15 protein-coding genes are annotated in these 18,322 nt (G+C 64.2%); 4 read left to right on the top strand and 11 right to left on the bottom strand.

Annotated elements, in window-relative coordinates; translation table 11 throughout:
• Positions 1-23: 23 nt before the first annotated feature.
• The 6 genes from FMM02_RS08965 to FMM02_RS08940 all read right to left on the bottom strand — a co-directional run bounded on the left by FMM02_RS08965 (position 24) and on the right by FMM02_RS08940 (position 8,585).
• On the bottom strand, positions 24-4,094 hold the full coding sequence (locus tag FMM02_RS08965; RefSeq protein ID WP_147494521.1) for a hypothetical protein: 4,071 nt from the start codon (positions 4,092-4,094) through the stop codon (positions 24-26).
• A gap of 245 nt (positions 4,095-4,339) precedes the next feature.
• Positions 4,340-4,810, bottom strand: a complete 471-nt coding sequence (locus FMM02_RS08960; RefSeq protein WP_147494520.1) for an SH3 domain-containing protein — start codon at positions 4,808-4,810, stop codon at positions 4,340-4,342.
• Complete coding sequence (locus FMM02_RS08955; RefSeq protein ID WP_147495044.1) at positions 4,810-6,216, bottom strand: NAD(P)H-dependent flavin oxidoreductase; 1,407 nt, start codon at positions 6,214-6,216, stop codon at positions 4,810-4,812. The genes FMM02_RS08960 and FMM02_RS08955 overlap by 1 nt, the downstream gene beginning before the upstream one ends.
• 109 nt (positions 6,217-6,325) lie before the next feature.
• Positions 6,326-6,712: a glycine zipper 2TM domain-containing protein gene (locus FMM02_RS08950; RefSeq protein ID WP_147494519.1), complete on the bottom strand. Its 387-nt coding sequence runs from the start codon at positions 6,710-6,712 to the stop codon at positions 6,326-6,328.
• Positions 6,713-6,813: 101 nt separating this feature from the next.
• Positions 6,814-7,680, bottom strand: a complete 867-nt coding sequence (nadC, locus tag FMM02_RS08945) for a carboxylating nicotinate-nucleotide diphosphorylase (RefSeq protein ID WP_147494518.1) — start codon at positions 7,678-7,680, stop codon at positions 6,814-6,816.
• 53 nt (positions 7,681-7,733) lie between these two features.
• Positions 7,734-8,585 (bottom strand): metallophosphoesterase family protein, encoded by an 852-nt coding sequence (locus tag FMM02_RS08940; RefSeq protein ID WP_147494517.1) that lies wholly within the window; start codon positions 8,583-8,585, stop codon positions 7,734-7,736.
• 58 nt (positions 8,586-8,643) lie between these two features.
• Here FMM02_RS08940 and FMM02_RS08935 point away from each other — a divergent pair, with 58 nt between their 5' ends.
• Genes FMM02_RS08935 through FMM02_RS08920 form a run of 4 tightly spaced genes read left to right on the top strand, consistent with a single transcriptional unit; the run spans position 8,644 to position 13,320 of the window.
• Complete coding sequence (locus FMM02_RS08935; RefSeq protein ID WP_147494516.1) at positions 8,644-9,714, top strand: phosphotransferase family protein; 1,071 nt, start codon at positions 8,644-8,646, stop codon at positions 9,712-9,714.
• Between the two features lie 60 nt (positions 9,715-9,774).
• A complete protein-coding gene (locus FMM02_RS08930) occupies positions 9,775-11,958 on the top strand; it encodes an adenylate/guanylate cyclase domain-containing protein (protein WP_147494515.1) in 2,184 nt (727 codons plus the stop codon).
• A 2-nt stretch (positions 11,959-11,960) separates the two neighbouring features.
• The gene (locus FMM02_RS08925) at positions 11,961-12,647 is read left to right on the top strand and encodes a hypothetical protein (RefSeq protein ID WP_147494514.1); all 687 of its coding nucleotides are present in this window, start codon (positions 11,961-11,963) and stop codon (positions 12,645-12,647) included.
• Positions 12,648-12,654: 7 nt separating this feature from the next.
• The gene (locus tag FMM02_RS08920) at positions 12,655-13,320 is read left to right on the top strand and encodes a cyclic nucleotide-binding domain-containing protein (protein ID WP_147494513.1); all 666 of its coding nucleotides are present in this window, start codon (positions 12,655-12,657) and stop codon (positions 13,318-13,320) included.
• Here the strand turns inward: FMM02_RS08920 and FMM02_RS08915 are convergent.
• The 5 genes from FMM02_RS08915 to FMM02_RS08895 form a co-directional block, all read right to left on the bottom strand.
• On the bottom strand, positions 13,317-15,452 hold the full coding sequence (locus tag FMM02_RS08915; protein ID WP_246104759.1) for a M3 family metallopeptidase: 2,136 nt from the start codon (positions 15,450-15,452) through the stop codon (positions 13,317-13,319). The genes FMM02_RS08920 and FMM02_RS08915 overlap by 4 nt on opposite strands.
• 80 nt (positions 15,453-15,532) lie before the next feature.
• Entirely contained in the window at positions 15,533-16,063 is a 531-nt protein-coding gene (locus FMM02_RS08910) for an NUDIX hydrolase (protein ID WP_147494512.1), read from the bottom strand.
• Positions 16,060-16,734, bottom strand: coding sequence for a TPM domain-containing protein (locus FMM02_RS08905; RefSeq protein ID WP_147495042.1), 675 nt, complete (start codon positions 16,732-16,734; stop codon positions 16,060-16,062). The genes FMM02_RS08910 and FMM02_RS08905 overlap by 4 nt, the downstream gene beginning before the upstream one ends.
• Entirely contained in the window at positions 16,731-17,624 is an 894-nt protein-coding gene (locus FMM02_RS08900) for a TPM domain-containing protein (RefSeq protein ID WP_147495041.1), read from the bottom strand. The genes FMM02_RS08905 and FMM02_RS08900 overlap by 4 nt, the downstream gene beginning before the upstream one ends.
• Positions 17,625-17,634: 10 nt before the next feature.
• Complete coding sequence (locus FMM02_RS08895) at positions 17,635-18,234, bottom strand: LemA family protein (protein ID WP_147494511.1); 600 nt, start codon at positions 18,232-18,234, stop codon at positions 17,635-17,637.
• Positions 18,235-18,322 lie beyond the last annotated feature (88 nt).

Raw genomic sequence — 18,322 nt, 5'->3', positions numbered from 1 at the left:
CCTTTTCTGACCTAGGCTAAGCCTCAGCCGCGTTCCGGTTCCGGCGGCGGCGGCGGCGGCGGCGGCGGGGGCGGCGGCGGCGGGCAAGCGTCCGTCGCCAGGATCACCGACCCATCCGGGCAGGTCTGGGTTGCCGGCGGGGGCGGCGGCGGGGGCGGCGGCGGAGGCGGAGGAGCCGCCTCGGCAATGCGCCCGCCAAGGCGCCAGCCGGCGCGCAGACCGAAGCCCTTCTTGTCGCCAAGGTCGCCCCAAGCGGCGAGGATCGGGCCCGGGCCGTTGTTGCCGCCCAGACCGGCTTCGAGACGGAACCAGGTGGCTTTGCCGCCGGCGTCGAGATCGTAGAAGTTCAGCCCGTCGTAGACGACGACATCGCGGCTGCGATCGCTGAATTCACGATAGACGGTTGCATCGAGGTACGGGGCAATGCCCGGTCCGAAGACAACCCGGGCACCGGCCCGACCGCGCGTCGACTTCAACTTCTGGATGTCATAGCTGAACCCGAACGCCTCGACATCGTCGACCTTTGTCCGGACGTGGCTGAGGCCGACATTGAGGTCGAAGGTCGTCGCGCCGGGGGTCCCGAAGCGATAGCCGAGCGAGCCATCGACACCGTTTGCGCGGATGTCGAAGTCGGTGTCCTGGAACGCGCCGTCGTCGATCTTGGCGTCATAGCGATCATGCTTGGCAAGGAATTCGCCATGGAAGCCGGTCAGGCCGCCGAACTGGCCATAAGCGCCGATATTCCAGCCCTTGGCACGCACCCCGACGTCGGTGAGATCATTGCCGTTGGCCCGGGCACGACCCCAGCCGCCGGTGAGGCCGACCCGGCCTCCGCCGAAGCCGTAATCGACGCCGAGCTGGACGCCCAGGCGATGGGTCCGAAGGCGATTGTTGGTTTCGAACGTCATGCCGTCGAGGACATATTCGGCATTCTTGTCGCCGAAGTTGTCGGTGCTCCAATAGAGGTCGCCCCAGAAGCTTGCGCCGACGGTGGTTGCGGGCTTGCGGGTTTCCGAAATCACTTCGTCCGCGCTCTGGTACCACAGCGAGGTGGCGAAGCCCGGTACGACGAGTGGATCGAAGGCCGCGGCGCTTGGTGCGGCGACGAGGAAGAAGTCCCCGCCCTGTTGCGACAGGCTGTAGTTAACCAGCGGGCTGGTGTTGCCGGTAACCGAACCAAGGGTGAAGGCACCCGCGGTCGCGCTGGCCGCGTCGACGACCAGCACACCGTCAATGTTGATCAATCCCGTCGATAGCGATTGCGCATTGATCCGGGTCAGCCCGCTGGCGGCACCGTTAATGACTAGGCGATCCGCGGTCGTGTCGTTGAAGTCGATCAACAGGTTGGCATTGCCCGACCCGACATAGCTGCCGGTGAGGGTCAGGATGTCACCTACAGCGCCATCCTGGAGGTCGATTGTGCCCGTATTGTTGAGCGCCGCCGACGCAATCGTCGTCGAGCCGCCCTCGGCACGGATCGTTCCGCTGTTGGTGAAGCTGGCGGTGGCGGCGGTAAAGGTCGCCGGAGCTAGGTTCAGCAAACCGCTGTTGGTGAAAGCACCCGTGCTGCTGAGCGTGAAGGCGCCGCCGGTGTTGAACGTCCCGCTGTTGGTGAACGCTCCGGTGTTGCTGAGCGACGAAGTACCGGTGGTGTTAATCGTCCCGCTGTTGGTGACTGCACCCAGGCCGGTCACCGCGGCAGTGTTCAGGTTGAACGTGCCGCTGTTCGCCAGCGTTGGCGCAACGCCCGTGAATGCCAGCGTACCGGCGGCATTGAAGGTGCCGGCATTGCTGATCGACTCAAGGTTGCCGATCGAGGTTCCGGTAGCGCTGTTCAACGTTCCGCCCGATGCGACGGTGATCGCGTCGGTACCCGCACCAAAATCAATCGTGCCGCTGAGGTTGGTGGTCGCACCGGCACTGGTTGCCAGCGTGTCGTTGCCGGCGCCGAAGTCGGAACCGGTCTGGACGCTCAGCGTGCCCGCGTTGGTGACGGTGTCGTTGCCATCAGACAATTCGAGAATGCCGATCATCGTCGCGCCGGCATTGTTGTTGATCGTCGCGACGGTGTCCGAAGAGGTCAGCACGGCATATTCGCCAGTAAGGCCGATGGTCCCGCTGTTGTTGATGGTTACCGTCGATCCACCGATCGCATAGACGCCATAGTCGCCGGTGACCGAGCGGCCCGCAGAGACGTTGACGACCTTCGCGCCCGCGGTGTCGACTTCGATACCATCGTCGCTTCCGACGACATTGCCGCCGACGACATTGACGGTGATCGCACCCGAGTCCGAGACGGCATGGACGCCGTCCGAGCTACCGCCGGAGATATTTCCGTTGACCGTGATCGTCTGGTTGCCGGTGGTCGTGAACGTCTCGATGCCATTGCCGCCCGGAGCGGTAATGACGCCGCCACTGGTCACCGAGAGCGGTCCGCTGGTTGCCTCGGCATAAATGCCGTTGCCGGCGGTGGTATTGATCGCGCCGGTATAATTGACCGTGACACCGCCTGTACCAGTGGTGCTGGCATCGATGCCATCATCAGCAGCCCACAACGCACCGCTCCCGGTGACGCTGACCGTTCCGTCTGCGGTGGTGACTGAGATGCCGTGTCCCTGGGCGCGATCCGTCGCCGAACCGATTGCGCCGCTGTTGGCAACCGCCACATTCGCGGTTCCGGTGCTGTCGACAAAGATGCCATTTTCCAGCGTGTTAGGCGCTGCGCCGCTATTGATCGCGGCCGCATTGGTCACCGTGACATTACCGCTGCCCGCGGTAGTGATTTCGATGCCGTCGCCATTCGACGCGCTCAGCGTTTCGCCCGCCAGAGTAGTCACGCCAATCGTACCGGCTCCGGCGTTGCTTACCGTAATGTCGATTGCGTCGCCATTTGTGCCGACGACGCTGCCGCCAGCGTTGACAGTAACTGTACCCGTGCCTGTGTTGTCGACGTCGATGCCGCTGACGCCCGATACATCGCCCGTGGTTGTCACGCTGACCGGGCCAGTTGCCGCGGTCCCGGAAGTACCGGCAGCGATCGCAGTCCCGTTTGTCGCCGTAATTTCGGCAGCGTTGACGGTGACGCCGCCAAGCTCGCTGTAGGCGCTGATGCCCGTGTCAACGGCCGTGATTGGACCCGCCGCCGTAACACTAACGAGGCCCGACCCGCCGTTGTAGGCGACAATACCGGTGCCCCCGACATTAATCGGCCCATTCGCGGTGACCGTGAGGTCGCCCGTCGCCAAGGCGTTGAAGTTGGTCGCGATAATGCCCGAGGAGACCGCCGTGGTCGTTCCCGTCGCGGTGACGCTGATATTGCCCAGGTTGCTGTTGCCCACGACATAATAGGCGTTGCTGCCGTTCGACGTGACATCGTCGGCGGTGACCGAGATATCGCCGGCTCCGGGATCGTTGGTTTCGACATAGATACCGGTGCCCGCGGAAACGACGTCGCCCGCCAGGTCCACGTCGATCGAGCCAATGCCAGCGCTGAAGATGTTGACGCCAATCCCTCCCGCATCGAACAGCGAGGTTGCAGCCGATGTGAGGACGATGTCCGTTTCCCCAAACGCAGTGATGCGCACGGCATCACCATTGACGGCCGTGATGTCGCCGCCGACGTTGGCGGTGATGTCGGCCGTGCCCGAATAATTCTCGATGTCCAGGCCATTGCCGATGCCGAGGTTCAGGATGTCGCCGCTGCCCTGGTAGAAGGCTTCGCCGCCCGGAAAGGTGTCGGAAGTGTACATCTTCAAGGCCGCCGACCCGCCGACCGTCGGCGTATTGCCCGCATTGACCTGGATGACGCCATCATTGGTCACAACGAAGCCCGACGGCATGTCGCCAAACGCAAGGCCGAAGCCGTCCACCGTCGCGCCGGTAAGGATGTTCGCCTCGGTCAGGCCAAGCGAAAAGGCATAGGCGCGGTCATTGGGGCTGCTGGCCGGATAGATCGTGTCGACAGTCGTCGTGCTGGTGCAATCGAGTACCGTGCCGGTCACTGTGCAGGCCGCTTGGGCCGGAGACGAAAGGGCAAGAGCGGATGTCGCAGCGGCGAGCGCCGACAGCGTAAGCTTGGACGAGCGAACGGTCATATTTGGAATTACCCCTTTGGAAATGACGCAACGAAACTAATCAATAGCCCCGCAACGGCGATGGTCATTACTTTGTTCCGGGTTAACGCTTTATCGACGAATGACCGTGTTTTTCGCGCAACAGCAATAATGGCGCAAGCGTCCGCGCGCCGCGTCACGAAAAAATAAGTCCAAGTTGAAGTTAATAGCCTCGCGCTCCACCCGTTGGCGCGACAGGACGGCAATTTCAGCAATTTACATTGCTTTTAGTCAGTTGAACTGACGCCACCCCAAAGATCATGTTGGGCGATCCAGCCTTCACGCTTGCCAACCTTGAACTGGCAGAACCCGCCAGTGCAGCGATCGACGCGGCCGACCACACCGGATTCGGCGCGGTAGCGGACCGGCGCCGCGCGATCGGCGCGAACATGGATGTCGCGCGGCGCGCCGGGCTTGACGATGGCGGTCTGGCGATCGCTGAGCAGGCTGACAAGCATCCAGCCCTGCTGCCCGTCCGGGTCCTCGATCTTGCGCCAGTTGGGATAGACCTGCACCACCCGCACCGGCAGGTCGCGGCGCTTGTAGAGCCAGATGCCGGGATAGTTTCGGCCGGGGCCCGTGCGCATCATCGCCTCGCCGCTGGCGATCGACGCCCAATAAGGCGGCGTCTTGTCCTGCGCGCTGGCGGTCGCCGCAAGCGTCAGCAACAGCGCAATCCCCAGCCCCCGCTTCAACATCACGCGCCCGTCAGGATGCGGTCAACCAATTGCTTCACGGTCGGCACGAACCCGTTCGAATAGAAGGGGTCGGTCCTGAACCTGAAGGCGGCATGGCCGGCGAACATCAGATTCTCGTCGACGGGCCCGCCATGCGCAATGTCCTGCAACGTCTTCTGGATGCAGAAACTGCGGGGATCGGCGAGGCGCCCGGTCGAATTCTTTTCATTGTCCGCCCAGCTGGAAAAGCTGCATTGCGACAGGCAACCCATGCAGTCCGCCTGGTCCTTCCGGATAAGCTTTTCTTCTTCGGGGGTCACGAACACCAATGTGTCGTCGGGCGTCTTCATCGCATTGGTGTAGCCTGCGCCATACCATTCGCGGGCATGCTGTAGGTCGCCCTTGGTCACCCAGAAATTCTTCTTCGTGCCAACGCCGACATCCAATTCGAACGCATGGTCGCCGATCGATTCCTTGGTGAACGCGATCTGCCGTTCGCTGCGTGCCTCGAGGTTGCGCAGGAAGGGATTGCGCACCGCCGAGGAATAGAAGCCGGTCGGCGAGAAGCGGTGGAGCAGCACGTCACCTTCTTCCAGCGACATCAGCCGCGCCTTCCATTCGGGCGGAATCGGGCTTTCCTGGGTCAGAAGCGGACGCGTGCCGAACTGGAACGCGATCTGGCCGAGTTCGGGATTGTCGATCCAGTCGTTCCACTCGTCGAGCCGCCACACGCCGCCGGCCATGATGATCGGAACCTCGTCGCTGATTCCGCCCTCACGCATCACTTCGCGCAGTTCCTTGACCCGCGGATAGGGATCCTGGGGCTTGCGCGGATCCTCGGCATTGCTGAGACCATTGTGCCCGCCCGCAAGCCACGGGTCTTCATAAACCACCGCGCCAAGTAAATGCGCGACCTTGGAATAGGCTCGCTTCCACAGCGCGCGGAACGCACGGCCGGAACTGACGATAGGTAGATATTGCACGCCATAATGGGCGGCGATCTCGCTCAACTTATAGGGCATGCCCGCGCCGCAGGTAACGCCGGTAACCAGACCCTTGGTGCGTTCCAGGACGCCGTTCAGCACCCGCTGCGCACCGCCCATTTCCCACAGCACATTGATGTTGATGGCGCCCTTGCCGCCCGACAGATCATGCGCGCGCTCGACCTGCGCGACCGCTCCGTCGACGGCATAGGCAATCAATTCCTCATGCCGTTCACGGCGAGTCAGTGCCTTGTAGACCTGCGGGATGATCCGGCCATCGGGATCATAGCTGTCAGCGTTGACGGCGGAAACCGTGCCAATCCCGCCGGCAGCGGCCCAGGCACCCGAGCTCATATGGTTGGTTGCCGATACGCCCTTGCCGCCCTCGACCAGCGGCCAGACTTCCCGGCCGCCATACTGGATGGGCTTCAACCCCTTGAACAATCTCATCTCCACTGAAATTTGGGTCCCTATAGCCCCTGCGGCGGCGTTTGCGCGAAAAAAAATGGGGCCGGCGGTGCCGACCCCATTCCATCGCGCCTGCGGGACGCGCTTAGCAGCTGCGGGTGATTTCGCGACCGGCGATGGCGCCGATCGCGCCGCCGATGATCGCGCCCATCGTCCCGTTGCCGCGGTTGCGATAGCCGTAATAGTCTCGGCTGCCCTTGGCGACTTCACGGCCGAGCAGGGCGCCGGCCGCACCGCCGACAATCGCACCGGTTGTGCCGCTCTTGCACTGGCGATGATTGCGCTGGTCGTAATCACGCCGGTCATAGCGCTGGCCGTAGACAGGCTGGGGGTAGGCATTTTGCGGATAATAGCCCTGGCCATAATAGCCGTATCCGGACGGCGCCTGATAAGGGGTGTGCCGCGCCTCGGCAGTCGCGGGAAGGGCAGTGGCGGCCATGGCGGCGGCCGCAAGCAGAGCGGGCTTGAACATCAATGACTCCTCAATCTTCAACCCGGCCAAACGCGCCGGGATCGAGGAGCAATGTAGGCCACTGGACTGACCGCCTTCTGAACGTTTTGGTCGGGCGCCGTTCAGCTCGTCAGCACATAGTCGAGGCCGATGTCCACGGCCGGCGCGGACTGGGTAAGCCGGCCCACCGAGATATAGTTGACCCCGGTTTCGGCGATGCCGCGAATTGTATCGAGGTTGACGCCGCCCGACGCCTCAAGCGGGACCCGCCCGGCGACCATCGCCACCGCTTCGCGCAGCACGTTGGGCTTCATATTGTCGAGCAGCAAGCGGTCGGCGCCGGCAGCAAGTGCGGGCCCGATCTGGTCAAGGCGATCGACCTCGACCTGGACATCAAGGCCGCTTCCATAAGCCTTGGCGGCGCGAACCGCTTCCGCCACTCCGCCGGCAACGCCGACATGATTGTCCTTGATTAGCAGCCCGTCATCGAGCCGCATGCGATGGTTTTGCGCGCCGCCCATCCGGGCCGCATATTTTTCCAGCAGCCTGAGCCCTGGAATTGTCTTGCGCGTGTCGAGCAGGATCGCGCCGGTCCCGGCAATGGCGTCGACATAGCGGCGCGCCAGGGTGGCAATTCCGGACAAATGCTGAAGCGTGTTGAGCGCTGATCGCTCCGCCGCGAGCATTGCCCGCGCATTGCCTTCGAGGCGAAGCAGGATCGTGCCCGCCGCCACCGCGTCGCCGTCTGCGGCGCGCCGTTCGACGCGTATTTCACGGTCGAGCGCCCTGAAGAAGGCGACCGCGATATCGAGCCCGGCGACGCTGATCGGCTCCCGGCAATTCATCTCCGCGGTGAAGCGGGCGTCGGCCCGGATTGTCGCCTTAGACGTTACATCGCCGCCCGATCCCAGATCCTCGGCCAAGACCCGGCGGACGAATTCGGCCAGGTCAAACTGCAACTCGTCGATCGATGCCTTACCGTCCGTCATCCTGCCCCCGCTTGGTCAATCCGTGCCGCCTTAGGCGCTCGCCCCGTATCGACTCAAGCCTCCGGCGCCTGGGCCAGCTCGGCACCGCTTTGTGCCTGCCAATGGCCATCACGGCGCACGAAATGCTCGATATCGCGTCCGGCATAGCGGCCGCCGTCCCAGGCCTGCACGGCAATGGTCACGACCCCGTCGCCGGCGTCGATGATGTTAAAGCTCTGCTCTTCGTCCCGAAGCCGGGTCGAGGTTGCGGTCCCGGCCTGCACCACCAGCGCCGGGCCTGCGTCGGTGACGAGATCGCGGGCGTGATGGGTCGAGGCACGGTGGTTGTGGCCGGCCAGAAGCAGGTCGACCCCCGCTTCGCCGACTACCTCGAGCGCCATTTGCTGCCGGCCAATCGCCTTACCCAGCTGCGGCCCGGCCCCGACCGGAAGCGCGAACAGCGGATGATGGGTCACCAGGATTCTCGCCGCGGCGGTCGGCGCGCGCGCGAAAGTCGCGCGGATCAGCGCCGCCTGCTTCTTGTTGATGCGTCCGTCCTTGAACGTCAGCGACCGCGCAGTGTTGAGTCCCAGCACCGCCGCGCCGTTCACTTCATGATACGGACATAGGTTGTCATCGACATAGCGCCGGTACCGCGTCAGCGGCGACAGGAAGCGGCGAAGCACATCGTAAAGCGGTACGTCGTGATTGCCCGGCACGCCCAGCACCTCATGCCCCGACGTACGCAACCGCTCGAGGAACCGGCAGGCCTGCGCGAACTGGTCGGTTCTGGCACGCTGGGTGAAATCGCCGGAAATAACCACCAGGTCGGGTCTGGCCTCATCGATCCGCTCCGCGACCGCGGCAACCAGGCGCGGGTCATGGGCGCCGAAATGAAGGTCGGAAAGATGCACGAAACGGGGCATGGGGCGACCAACGCAGCGTGATTGCATTCGGTCCCGCGCCTCTCCATTCTTCCGCCCGATGGATCGCACCCAGGCCAATAGCGGCACGAAACCGGTCAGCGAGGCGCTGTCGTTCGACACCGCGGCGCTCGAACGGTGGATGGCCGCCAATGTCAGCGGCTTCGCCGGCCCGATCCGCGTGAGCCAGTTCAAGGGTGGCCAGTCCAACCCGACCTATCGGCTCGACACGCCTTCCGGGCGAAGCTTCGTGCTGCGCCGCAAGCCTCCAGGAAAGCTGTTGTCCGGCGCCCATGCCGTTGAGCGCGAAGCGCGGGTGATGAGCGCACTTGGCCAACAAGGCTTCCCGGTTCCCCATGTCCACGGCCTCTGCGAGGATGAGGAGGTTATCGGCACGCCCTTTTTCCTGATGGACATGGTTGAAGGGCGGATCGTCTGGGAGGCCAGCTTCCCGGACATGAGCCGTGACCGGCGCGCTGCCCACTTTGACGCGATGAACGCGACCATCGCCCAGCTTCATGTCCTCGATCCCGACGCCATCGGCCTTGGTGACTATGGCCGCGCCACTGGGTTCGTCGAACGGCAGGTGGCGCGCTGGTCGAAGCAATATGAAGGCGATGTCGAGGCCGGGCGCGTGCCGGCGATGGACTGGCTGACCGCCTGGCTGCGCGACAACCTGCCGCCCGACAGCGGCGATGCGCGGGTCGTCCATGGGGATTTTCGCTGCGACAATATGATCTTCCATAACGAAGCGTCTGAGGTCTTGGCCGTTCTCGACTGGGAACTGTCGACGCTGGGCGATCCGACGGCCGACTTTGTCTATCACTTAATGATGTACCGCATGCCCGCAGGCATGTTCACCGGGCTGGCGGGCCTCGATTTCGCCGAACTCGGCATCCCGACCGAAGAGCAATATGTCGCCGCCTACTGTCGCCGGACCGGACGCGCGTTCCTCCCTCACCTCGATTATCTGATCGTGTTCGTGATGTTCCGCATCGCCGCCATCCTGCACGGGATCCGCGGGCGGCTGGCGCGGGGCAACGCGTCTTCGGCCCATGCCGAGGCGACCGCGGCGCTGACCGAGCCGCTTGCCGAGCTGGCCAGGGCGGAGGCGCTGGCCGCACGGCTTTGATTGCAGCAACGAATCTAACTATCGCAGGTTAAACGCGCCGATGGCCTGAGTCGCCGGCGGGTGACCACCGCCGACGGGGGTTTGGGCGATGCGATTTTGCCGGGCAAGGGATTGAGGGTGGACCAGCCGCAGCAGCGCTGGACTGCCGAGGCCGACCCGCTCGCCGGCGAGGAGCGGCCGACGATCGAGGGCGTCCTGCGCGACCTGAAAAGGGTTCCCTTCGCGCGGCTGGTGGCGACGGCGCTGTTCGTGTTGTGGGCGATCCTCTTCGCGCGATTCAGCTGGGAATTGCCGGTCAGCATCTCGACCGAGGAACAGGGTCGGACCGAATGGCATTTTCCTGCCCGACCGGGGGAACCCCGGCTGACCATCCCCATCTCGACCGATGCCGAGCGCGCGCTGTTCGACCTGAGGCAGGCCATCGGCGAGCGCGCGAAGCCGGCGCCGCAGGACCCGCGGATCCTGATAATCCCCTATACGCAGGATACGCTGCGCGCGACCGAGCAACGCTCGCCACTCGATCGGGCCATCCTGGCCCAGGCGCTGACCAACCTCGACGCGATGGGCGCCAAGGCAGTCGGGATCGATATCCTGATCGACCAGCCCCAGGCGGAGGACGCGCAGCTGCTGGAGGCATTGCGGGGAATGCGGACACCGGTGTGGCTGGCCTACGCCAACCGCGCCACCGCCGGCGACGAGATCGAACAATGGCAGCAGCAGTTTATGGACGATCTGGCGGCGCGGCTGGCAGGCAGCGCGGTGCGCCATACCTCGGTCCGGTTCGAAGCCGACGGCGACAATGTCTTGCGCCGCTGGCCCACCCTGCCCGAAGGCCTGCCGCCGTTCATGCCGCTGGCGCTGGCAGGAGCCCCTGCCGCCTTCCAATATCATGGCAGCATCGATTTCCGGCAGCCCGCCAATCCGGAGCGGCCGGTTTTCGCCAAGCTCCCGATCGACCTGTTCGGCGACCCGGCGACCGCGCCGCTGCTGGCCGACCAGGTCAAGGGACGCACCGTGCTGATCGGCGGCGACCTCCCCGACCGTGACCAGTTCGAAATTCCCTCGACCCGTGTCGATGGCCCGACGATGAGCGGGCTCGAAGTCCATGCCACGATGCTTGCGCAACTGCTCGATCGCCGCCTGCCGTCGCCCGCGGGCCCCTTGTCGCTCTGGGTGCTGGCGATCCTGGTCGTACTGTGCGGTGCCTTTACCGCCATGCTCGATGTCCGCCCCTGGGTCGTGGCGCTGTCGATCCTTGGCCAATTGCTGTTCTTTACCGGCGCTCCCTTCCTGTTCGAATGGACCGGAACCGACACTTACGGCCTCCCGGCGTTCGGATGGCTCGGCGGCTGGGTCCTGGCCTATGCCGCGACCGGCGCGGCGGTCCGCGCTATCGGCTCAGACCAGCGCCGTTACGCCCAGTCGGCGCTCGGCAAATATCTGCCGCATGACATCGCTGTGCAAATCCTGCGCGACCCCGCGAAACTGTCGCTTACCGGGGAAAAGCGCGCGATTTTCACCCTGTTCACCGATATCGAGGGCTTCACCGCGCTCAGTCACGCGATCCCGCCGGAGAGGGTGGCGAGCCTGCTCAACGCCTATCTCGACGGTATGAGCAAGATCGTGCTCGATCATGGGGGCACAATCGACAAGTTCGTCGGCGATGCGGTGGTCGCCTTTTGGGGCGCACCGATCGCCCGCCCCGATGATGCGCACCGGGCGCTGGCCGCGCTGCTGGCCATCGTCGATTTTGCGCGGGATTTCGCCAAGGAGCATCAGGGGGCCGGCGCGCCGCTCGGTCGGACCCGTGCCGGGCTTCACTTCGGCGACGCCGTGGTCGGCAACTTCGGCGGCGAAGGGCGGCTGACCTACACCGCGCTTGGCGATGCCATGAACTGCGCCGCCCGATTGGAAAGCGCCAACAAGCAGCTCAAGACGGTGGCGCTGGTCAGCGATGCCGTGCACGACCTCAGCCCGTCCGACTTGCTGCGGCCGATGGGCCGTATCGCGCTCAGCGGCCGGTCGACCCCAATCGCGGTCTGGGAACCCGCGCCGGGAATGAGTCCCGCCGACCGGGCCGAACTCGTCCGGCTTTGGTACGCCTTCGACCACGGCGATCGGGGAGCCCTCGACGCCATTGAACAAATTTGCTTAACCCATGATAAGGATGCCGCACTTGCGGCGTTTGCCTGCCGCCTTCGGGAAGCTGGGCCCGGGGGTTTTGTTCAGTTGAGGGAGAAATAGCGATGGTTCGCCTATTGCTGTCCGCGGCAAGTGCCGCACTGCTCATGACTTCCGCCGCCGCCGCGGCGGTGCTTGTAGTCCGCTCATCCGGACCATCGGCCGGGGCCTACCCCCCAGGTAAGGCGCTGTCCGACACCCACACGCTCAAGCTCAAGGGCAACGACATGGTCGTGCTGCTCGATTCGCGGGGCACGCGGACGCTGGAAGGCCCGGGCAATTTCAGTGCTTCGGCCAGCGCTGCGCCGGCAGCAGGCGCGGTGCGGACCGCCGGGACCAATAGCCGCCGCGTACGGCTGGGGGCAGTGCGGGGGGCCGGTTCACGAAGCGTCTGGCAGGCCGACGTAGGGCAAAGCGGCAATGTCTGCGTCGCCAATCCGGGAGAGCTGACCTTGTACCGCGCCGACGCCAGCGCGGCTGCGACCGCAAAACTGACTGATGCCGCCGGCAATAGCGCGACGATTGCCTTCAAGCCGTCGCAATGGGACGCGCCTTGGCCCGCGGAAATTCCGGTCGCCTCGGGAAACCGGGTCGGGGTTACCGGATTGGGCGAGCCGACCACCATGACCCTGAAGGTGCTTACGCCCATTCCCAGTGGCCTCGAAGGCATGGCGCAAAGCCTGATCCGAGCCGACTGCAAAGCGCAGCTTGATGTGCTGATCGACACATTCAGCACCCGCAGCGGGGGCTAATGTCGTCGTGACGGCGGCACTGGGCCTCTATGTCGCCATCTTCGTTGCCGCGCTGGCCGCGCTGCTGGTCCGCTCGCGGCTCGCCAGCCATTTGTGGCTCGGCGCAGCGGCCGCCTTCGGCCTGGCCTATGGCATCGACGCGCACGGCCTGTTCGCAGTCGTCCTTCCGGTGCTGATGCTGGTCGTCGCCGCCGTCCAGGCATCCAGCGTCATGGTCGCCGACAAACGGGCAAGTTTTTCCGCCGAGGAGGAGGGAATGCTCGCCGGACCGCTGAGCGGCCTAGGCCGAGCCCAGGCCCGTCGCCTGATCGACCAGGGGTTCTGGATGGACGGGCGTACCGGCGACGTGCTGATCCGCGAAGGCGAACGGTCGGCGCGGCTGTTCTACCTGCACCACGGTAGCGCCGAAGTTCGCGCCCACGGCCATCTGGTTGGGAAGATCGAACCCGGGGCATTGATCGGCGAAGCCACGGTGCTTGGCGAAACGCCGGCGATCGCTACCGTCGCGCTTACCAGCCCAGCTCGCTTTTGGTGCGCGCCGGCGCAGATGATCAACGCCTTTCTGTCGGCCAATCCCGATGCCCGCCATGCGCTGGAGCATGGCTTTACGATCAGCCTTAGACAGAAGCTGGAGGCGATGAACCGCGCCTCCAGCCCTGCCCCAACTGCCTAGTTGGTGGGGAAGCCCCGCCGCTTGAGCAGCGCTTCGACCTCCGGGTCACGACCGCGGAACTGGCGATAGGCGTCGGCCCGATCGGTCTCGTTGCCGGTAGACAGCAAGTAGGTCTTGAACGCTTCGGCGATCTTCGGATCGTAAGGATTGCCTGCCGCCTCGAATGCCGCCCAGGTGTCCGCGTCCATCGTTTCCGACCAGAGGTAGCTGTAATAGCCGGCCGAATAGCTGTCCGAGGAAAAGAGATGGCCGAACTGAGGCAGGCGGTGCCGCATCACCATTTCCTTGGGCATGCCAAGCTTGGCCAGGGCCTCGCGCTCGAACTTGTCGGGATCGACAACCCCGTCCTTGGTGGTGTGGAGCATCATGTCGACCAGCGCCGACGACAGATATTCAACCGTCGCGAAGCCTTGGTTGAAACTGTCCGACGCCTCGATCTTCTTGACCAGCGCCTCGGGCATCGGTGCCCCCGTCTTATAATGGCGGGCGAACTTGTCGAGCACCGGCCGGGTCAGCAACCAATTCTCGTTCACCTGGCTCGGATATTCTACGAAGTCGCGCGGAGTGCCGCCAAGTGACGGATATTTCACGTCGCTCAAATAATAATGAATGGCGTGGCCGAACTCGTGCCACAGCGTCGATGCGTCATCGAGGCTGATCAGCACCGGCTGGCCGGCCGCTGGCTTGGTGAAATTATTATTGTTCGATCCGAGCACGATCTTGTCGCCAAGCAGGCCCGCGCGGCTGCGGTAGGTGGTCGCCCAGGCGCCCGACCTTTTACCCTGGCGAGCATAAGTGTCGAAGTAGAACAGCCCCGTCACTTCGCCCGTCTTGGCATCGGTCACTTCGAAGGTACGGATGTCGGGATGGAACACCGGCACCTTACCGGTGTTCTCGGTGAACTTCATTCCATAGAGCTGCTCGGCCGACCAGAACATGCCGTCGACGAGGTTGTTGAGCTCGAAATAGGGCTTAATTTCGTCCTGGCTGAGGTCGTACTTCGCCTTCCTCACCTTCTCCTGGTAGAACCGATAGTCCCACGGCTCGATCGTCTTGACGCCGTCCTTGGCAGCGAACGGCTTCATGTCGGCGACTTCCTGCGCGACGCGCGCGACGGCCGGCTTCCACACCCGCTGCATCAGCTCCATCGCCTTGGCCGGGGTCTTGGCCATGGTGTCCTGCATCCGCCAGTCGGCATGGGTGTCATAACCGAGCAGCTTGGCGCGGTCGGCACGGATCTTCACAATCTTGGCGATCAAAGCATTGGTGTCGTTGGCATTGCCGTTGTCGCCGCGATTGACGAATGCCTGCCAAACCTTTTGGCGAAACGCGCGGTTCGTCCCGAAGCTCAGCACCGGCTCGACTGCTGAGCGGGTGTTGGCGACGGCATAGCTGCCTGCCGGCATGCCCTGTTCCTTGGCGGCGCTTGCCGCGGCCTGCTTCACATCGGCCGGAACCCCGGCCATCTCCGCTTCGCTCGCCTTCGTGTAGGTCGATTCATCGGCTAGCAGCTTGGCGTTGAAGTCGGCGAAGGCGGTCGCCAGCTGGCCATTATAGTCGGACAGTTGGGCCTTGCCGGCGGCGTCCAGCTTGGCACCGCGGCGGACGAAGCCTTCGTAGGTCCGGGTCAGCAGGCGCTTCTGTTTCGCGTCGAGGCCGAGGTGGTCGCGGTGTTCGTAAAGCGCCGAAATGCGGGCGAACAGCGGGCCGTTAAGGTTGATCTTGTCATAGGCCGCCGACAGTTTGGGCGACCAGTCCTTGTTGATCGCCTGGATTTCCGGCGTCGCGAGGTTGCTGGAGTAGACACCGAAGATCGACTGGACGCGGTCAAGCGTCTCGCCGGCCTTTTCCATGGCCTCAATCGTGTTGGCGAAGGTCGGTTCCGCCGGATTCTTGGCGATTGCCTCATATTCGCGGAGCATTTCATCGATGCCCGCCTGGAATGCCGGACCGAACATTGCCGGCTGCACCTGGTCCCACGGCGGCACGCCGTCATAAGGACCGGTCCATTCCTTCAGCAGGACATTGCCGGCGACGCTCGCTGCCGGCGCCGGGGCGGCCACCTGGGCGGTCGCAGGCATCGCCGCAACCAGGGCGAAGGCGGCAGCGCCGCCCAACAGGATCGATTTCAACTTGCTCTCCCAATGGAAAATTTGGGGCGTCAGTAGCGCCCCGGCCCTGAACTGACGGCAACCAATTCGACAAGCGGCAGTCAGGGTCGATGAACAGGCCCGTCGAGGAGGTCCGAAGCCAGCAGGAGCAGAAGCTTAACGTCGATCGCGCAGCCTTCCGAACGCTTGGCCGCGACGAATCCGCCGACCTCGCCCTTCGGCACGAGGTGGACCTCGATGTCCTCATGCTCGGTCCCGCCGCCCTCGCCGACCCGCGACAAACCCGATGCGCGAACAAGCGTAAAACCTTCGGCGACCATGCCGGGCGAACTGTGGAACTGGCCCAGCTCCTCGACCTTCGCGGCGGTAAAGCCGGTTTCCTCCTCCAACTCCTTGATCGCCGTATCCTCGACGCCGGCCGAAGAGTCCTCGTCGCCGACCAGCCCGGCAGGAAGTTCGAGACAGCGCCGGCCGAGCGGGACGCGATGCTGTTCAACCAGCACCATCTTGCCCTGATACTCGGCGAGGATCACGACAGCATGGACGCCGCCGCAGCGCTCGACATATTCCCACCTCCCCTCGCGGACGACGCGAATATACTTGCCTTCCCACTCCACGACGCCGCGCGTCACAGTTCGATCAACTTGTCGGGGATCTGGTTCCTGTCATCCTTCGACTTGGGGAAATGCGTCGCCAGCACGCCGCCAATCAGTCCGATCGCGGCAATGATCCCATCGGCCGGACGCCCTGCCTTTACCTCGCGAAGCAGCGCGGTCATGGCATCGCCCCAACATTCGGGAGTGGTCACTGCGGTAATCGCCTCGTCGCCGACGATCTCGGCGCGATGTTCGGCCATCGACAGGTAGATGAGGATGCCGGTGCGACCAATCGTGCGCCGCTCCGCACTGGTCCTGAACAGCATCACGGCCCGCCGCCGCACCCGCCGCGACTTGGTCGAACCCGGCGTCAGCAGCATCCGCAACGGTTGCCATTTAAGGAGAAAGAGGACGGCGAGAAATTTGGCCAGGACGATCGCGAAAAGCAGGGTCAGCAGCTGGCGCGGGCTGGGCTCAGCGGTCCAACCCATCAGCAAGGTCCACCAAAATTCCAGCTGGCCCGGCAAGGCCGCAAAATAGGCCAGCGCGAGGAAGGCGACCAGGACTGCATAATGGAGGCCGACATCGTGATAGGCATCCGACCGTTCAGCGCTGATCGCGATGATTTCGCCGTCCGATTTTTGCTCGGCTGCGGCGATTGCCTCGCTTACGCGCCCATGATCCTCCGCGGATATCCTGAGCATCACCATCCTCCTGAGGCTCCGCCGCCACCGAACGAGCCGCCGCCACCGGAAAAGCCGCCGAAGCCGCCTCCCCCGCCGCCGCCAAAGCCCCCAAATCCGCCGCCGCCGCCGCGGCCACCCCGGGTAAGCAGATCGAGACCCCACAGCATTACCGCGACATCATCTGCGCCGAGCCCGCGCTTGCCCTTGCCCTTGCCATGCTTGCCCCGATAGCGGCGCCCACTGACCCGGCTCGAGATCGCCCCGATGATGGTGAAAAACAATACCACCATCAGGATGACCGGAAACCAGCTGATGTCGCCGGACCGGGCGGTGCGATCCTCCCTGGCGCCGGCTTCCCGGGCCCTGCGCGCGGCCTCCTCGGGCGGCAATTCCATCATCGTGACGATTTGATCGGTACCGGCGATAATGCCCCCACCCATGTCGCCAGCCTTGAACTTCGGAAGTATGCTCTCGCGGATGATCAGGCTTGAAACGGCGTCGGTCAGGAACACTCGAGCGCCGTAACCGGTCTCAATACGGACCTTCCGCTCGTTGGGCGCGACCAGCAGGATGACGCCGTCGTCCTGTTCTTTCTGGCCAATCCCCCAATGCCGGCCAAGCCGATAGCCATAATCCTCGATCGTCCGGTCTTCGAGGCTCTTAACCGTGGCGATCACCAGCTGCCGACCCGTCTGGTTTTCGAGCGTGTCCAGCCGCGACGTCAGCTCGACTTCTTGGGCGGGCGTCAACAGGTCAGCCTGGTCGACGACCCGTCCGCTAAGTTCCGGGAAGGATTGCGCCCAGCCAGGCGCCGCCCACGAGAGGAACAGCGCCAGCAGCCCGAGCAACAACGTCCGGCGAATGCCGTCGGCGGCGGGCACGCCCCCCCGCCAGCCGCCGGCCTGGGCCATGGCAGGCACGTCAGCTTCCGCTATTGAAGTCGACCGACGGAGCTTGCTGCGAACCGGCGGCCGCCTCGAACGGCACCTTGGGCTCGGCGCCGTAGAAAATCTTCGCGCCGATCGCGTCGGGGAAGGTACGGATCCGGGTGTTATAGCCCTGCACCGCCTCATTATAGTCACGCCGGGCAACCAGGATCGAATTTTCCGTGCCCTCGATCTGGCTTTGAAGGGTCAGGAAATTCTGGTTGGACTTGAGGTCGGGATAGGCCTCGAATGTTGCCAGAAGCCGGCCGAGCGATCCGCCCAGCTGGCTCTGCGCGTCGTTGAAAGCGCGAACCTTGGCCGGATCGTTGAGGTCATCGGCACTCAGCTGGATACTGGTGGCCCTGGCCCGGGCATTGGTCACCTCGGTCAGCACCTCGCGCTCCTGGTTGGCATAGCCTTTCACCGTCTCGACGAGATTGGGAATGAGGTCGGCGCGGCGCTGATATTCGCTCTGCAAATTGCCCCATTTGGCATTGACGTTTTCCTCGGCCGTGGGAACCGAGTTTAGGCCGCAACCAGCCAAGCTCAACGCGGCGACCGGCGCCAAAAACAGTCCGCGGCGAATGACAGTCATCGTTTCACACCCCTCAATTGTCTCGGAAGAAAGGTAGAGGCCCCGGGCCGTCGATACAAGAAGCTGTTTTAGGCGCACAACACACGCG

This window comes from Sphingomonas xanthus, from assembly GCF_007998985.1.
Taxonomy (GTDB): domain Bacteria; phylum Pseudomonadota; class Alphaproteobacteria; order Sphingomonadales; family Sphingomonadaceae; genus Sphingomicrobium; species Sphingomicrobium xanthum.
The sequence above is the reverse complement of the archived record's forward strand: the minus strand, read 5'-3'. Positions and strand labels throughout refer to the sequence as shown.